The sequence below is a fragment of the Actinoplanes sp. NPDC048791 genome, assembly GCF_040650095.1.
GTDB lineage: Bacteria > Actinomycetota > Actinomycetes > Mycobacteriales > Micromonosporaceae > Actinoplanes.
In genome coordinates this window covers 1-3,579 of sequence record NZ_JBEZGQ010000862.1, presented here as the reverse complement: position 1 = coordinate 3,579, position 3,579 = coordinate 1, and the positions used below count along the sequence as shown (strand labels likewise).

Here is a 3,579-nt window from a genome sequence, read left to right as displayed (position 1 = left end):
GCACCCCCAACCTGCTCGGCGCGGTGTCGCTGGCCGCGGTCTGCGCGGCGCTGCTGCGCACGGACCGCGCCGCGCTGCACGAGCGCGAGCAGGAGCTGTTGGGCCGGCTGCGGGAGGGACTGGCCGGGATCCCGGGGGTACGGCCGGTGAGCGTGTTCGGCGACCGGCAGCCCCGGGTCGGCATCGTGTCGCTCGCCCTGCCCGGCCACGACCCCGCGGTGATCGCCGACCGGCTGGCCCGGGACTACGGCATCGGGGTGCGGGCCGGACTGTTCTGCGCCCACCCGCTGACGCGGCGGCTGACCGGGGACACCGGCATCGGTGGCTGCGGCAGCGCGACGCCGGGCCTGCTGCGGGCGAGCTTCGGGCTGGGCACGACCGACGACGACGTCGACCGCCTGATCACCGCCCTCGCCGAGCTGACCGCCCGCCCCAGCTGACCGCCCGCCCGTGCTTCCGCCGATCGGGGCACCCGAGGTTCGCCGGGATGCCCGGGGGTATGTGCGGCAGGTGATACGACGCATCGCACGGATGACTCCCGGCCAGCGCCTCCTGACCCGGGCCGCGCCGCGGACCGCCCAGGGATTCGTCAGCCACTGGACCGCGGTGGCCGGCCTGCGGCTGCACGTACGCTCGCGGGCCGCCGCCACCGGCCGGCCGTGGGTGCTGCTGCACGGACTGGCCGTCTCCCACCGCTACCTGATGCCGACCGCCGCCGCACTCACCGGCGGCCCGGTGCACGTGCCCGACCTGCCGGGCTTCGGCCTCTCCGGCAAGCCCCGGCAGGTCTTCGACGTCGAGCAGCACACGGCGGTCATCGCCGCCTGGATGGACACCGAGGGCATCACCGCCGCGCGGGTGCTCGCCAACTCGTTCGGTTGCCAGATCGCCGTCGAGCTGGCCGTACGGCGGCCCGATCTGGTCTCCGCGCTGGTCCTGGTCGGCCCGACGGTGGACCCGGCTGCACCCACGGCCACCGGTCAGGCGCGCCGCTGGCTGGCCGATCTGGTCTGGGAGGACGCGCGGCAGGCCCGGATCATCGCGGCCGACGTCCGCGACGCGCGGCCCCGCCGGATCCTGACGACCCTGCGGTTGTCCGTGCGTCATCGCATCGATCACCGGCTGCCGCTGGTCCAGGCCCCGGTGCTGTTCCTGCGCGGCGAGCACGATCCCATCGCGCCGCCGCGCTGGCTGCGGCAGGCCGCGCGGCTGACCCCGTACGCCGTGACCGACGTCGTGCCGGCGGCCGGGCACAACGCGATCACGACCGCCGGGACCGTCGTGGCGCGGCGGGCGGTGGCCTTCGCCGCGCACAGCGCGGTCGGGAAATAGACCAATAGCGCGTTTCGGACGATCGGGATGGGGCACCGGGGACAGGGCCCGGATTCCCGGTGCCCGGTCTCGAGACGAGGACAATAGATGGCAGTGAAGCGCCCCCGCAGGTCAGAGCCCACCGTGCCGAGCCCGGCCGCCATGGAGCCGGCGGCGACCACCCCGCTGACCGGAGCGCTGGCGCCGGAACAGGGGTTGCAGACCGGGGAGTTCCTCACGACGGCGCAGGGTCTGCGGCTCAATGACACCGATCATTCGCTGAAGGCCGGACCCCGCGGGCCCTCGCTGCTGGAGGACTTCCACCTGCGGGAGAAGATCACCCACTTCGACCACGAGCGGATCCCCGAACGGGTCGTGCACGCGCGCGGGGCCGCCGCGCACGGCGTCTTCCGGGCGTACGGCAGCGCGGCGTCGGTCACCAAGGCGGGTTTCCTGGCCGAGGCCGGCAAGGAGACGCCGGTCTTCGTCCGCTTCTCGACCGTGCTCGGCTCGCGCGGGTCCGCCGACACCGTGCGCGACACCCGCGGCTTCGCCGTGAAGTTCTACACCGACCAGGGCAACGTCGACCTGGTCGGCAACAACATCCCGGTGTTCTTCATCCAGGACGGCATCAAGTTCCCGGACATCATCCACGCCGGCAAGCCGCACCCGGATCGGGAGATCCCGCAGGCGCAGTCGGCCCACGACACGTTCTGGGACTTCGTCTCGCTGCACACCGAGGCCACCCATCACGTCTTCTGGAACATGTCCGACCGCGGCATCCCGCGCTCGTACCGCACCATGGAGGGCTTCGGGGTGCACACCTTCCGCCTGGTCGACGCGGACGGCGGCACCCACCTGGTGAAGTTCCACTGGAAGCCGGTCGCCGGGGTGCACTCGCTGGTCTGGGAGGAGGCGCAGCTCGCCGCCGGGGTCGACCCGGACTTCCACCGCCGGGACATGGCCGACGCCATCGATGCCGGGGCCTTCCTCGAGTACGAGCTCGGCATCCAGGTGATGCCGGACAGCGCCGAGGAGACCTTCGAGGGGATCGACCTGCTCGATCCCACCAAGATCGTGCCGGAGGAGCTGGCCCCGGTGCAGCCGATCGGGTTGCTCACGCTGAACCGGAACCCGGACAACTACCACGCCGAGGTCGAGCAGGTCGCCTTCCACACCGGCCACCTGGTGCCCGGCATCGAGGTCACCAACGACCCGCTGATGCAGGCGCGGCTGTTCTCGTACCTGGACACCCAGCTCACCCGGCTCGGCGGGCCGAACTTCCCGCAGCTGCCGATCAACCGGCCGCACGCGCCGGTGAACGACAACCTGCGCGACGGGATGCACCAGACCGCCGTGCACCGCGGCATCGCCCCGTATCTGCCCAACAGCCTGGCCGGGGCCGAGGGCCCGGCCCCGGCGAGCGAGCCGGAGGGCGGCTTCGTGCACGTGCCGCGGCTGGTCGAGGGTGAGAAGGTACGGGCCAACCCGGTCTCCTTCGACGACCACTTCAGCCAGCCGGCGATGTTCTACGCCAGCCTCAGCGAGGTCGAGCGGATCCACCTGGCCGAGGCCTTCACCTTCGAGCTCGGCAAGTGCTACGAGCAGGCGATCCGCGAGCGCATGCTCGGTGTGCTGGCGAAGGTGGACGCGGGCCTGTGCGCCCAGGTCGCCGCTGGGCTGGGACTGCCCGCCCCGGCCGGCACGCCGGTCGCCGAGGTGCGGGTCTCCGCCGCTCTGTCCCAGGTCACCGGGGTGCCGGGCCCGATCGCCGGCCGGGTCGTCGGCGTGGTCGCCGGACCGAAGGCCGATCTGGCCGGGATCGGCAAGCTGCGGGACGCGCTGACGGCCCAGGGCGCCTTCGTCCGGGTCATCGCGTCGCACGGCGGCGAGCTGGTCAAGGGCCTGCGGAAGGAGATCATCGAGCGCACGCTGCTGACCACGCGGTCGATCGAGTACGACGCGATCCTGATCGCGGGCGGCGCCGGCGACCTCGCGGACGTGAAGCTGACCGTGCTGCTGCAGGAGGCGTTCCGCCACGCCAAGGCCCTCGGCGCGTGGGGTGACGGCGTACAGGCGCTGCGCACCGCGGGCATCGACGTGGAGGCGCCGGGCATCCTGCTCTCCGACGGCATGACGGCCGCGTACCGGAAGCAGCTTGTCGCCGCTCTCGGCCTGCACCGCGTCTGGGAGCGCACCCCGCAGGTCATGGCCGCGGCCGCACCGACCGCGTAGCCGGCGGGGCTGCCGCTGCGCCGGGCCACCGGC

The 3,579-nt window shown here is 73.0% G+C and carries 3 protein-coding genes; all 3 read left to right on the top strand.

Annotated features, from left to right (window positions below; translation table 11 throughout):
• Positions 1-440 (top strand): aminotransferase class V-fold PLP-dependent enzyme (locus AB0C29_RS38605; protein ID WP_360831367.1); only part of this gene is annotated, 440 nt, incomplete at its 5' end.
• Between the two features lie 91 nt (positions 441-531).
• Positions 532-1,332 carry an alpha/beta hydrolase gene (locus AB0C29_RS38600; protein WP_360831365.1) on the top strand — a complete coding sequence of 267 codons (801 nt, stop codon included), beginning with the start codon at positions 532-534 and terminating at the stop codon, positions 1,330-1,332.
• 87 nt (positions 1,333-1,419) lie between these two features.
• Positions 1,420-3,546, top strand: coding sequence for a catalase (locus AB0C29_RS38595; RefSeq protein WP_360831362.1), 2,127 nt, complete (start codon positions 1,420-1,422; stop codon positions 3,544-3,546).
• Positions 3,547-3,579 lie beyond the last annotated feature (33 nt).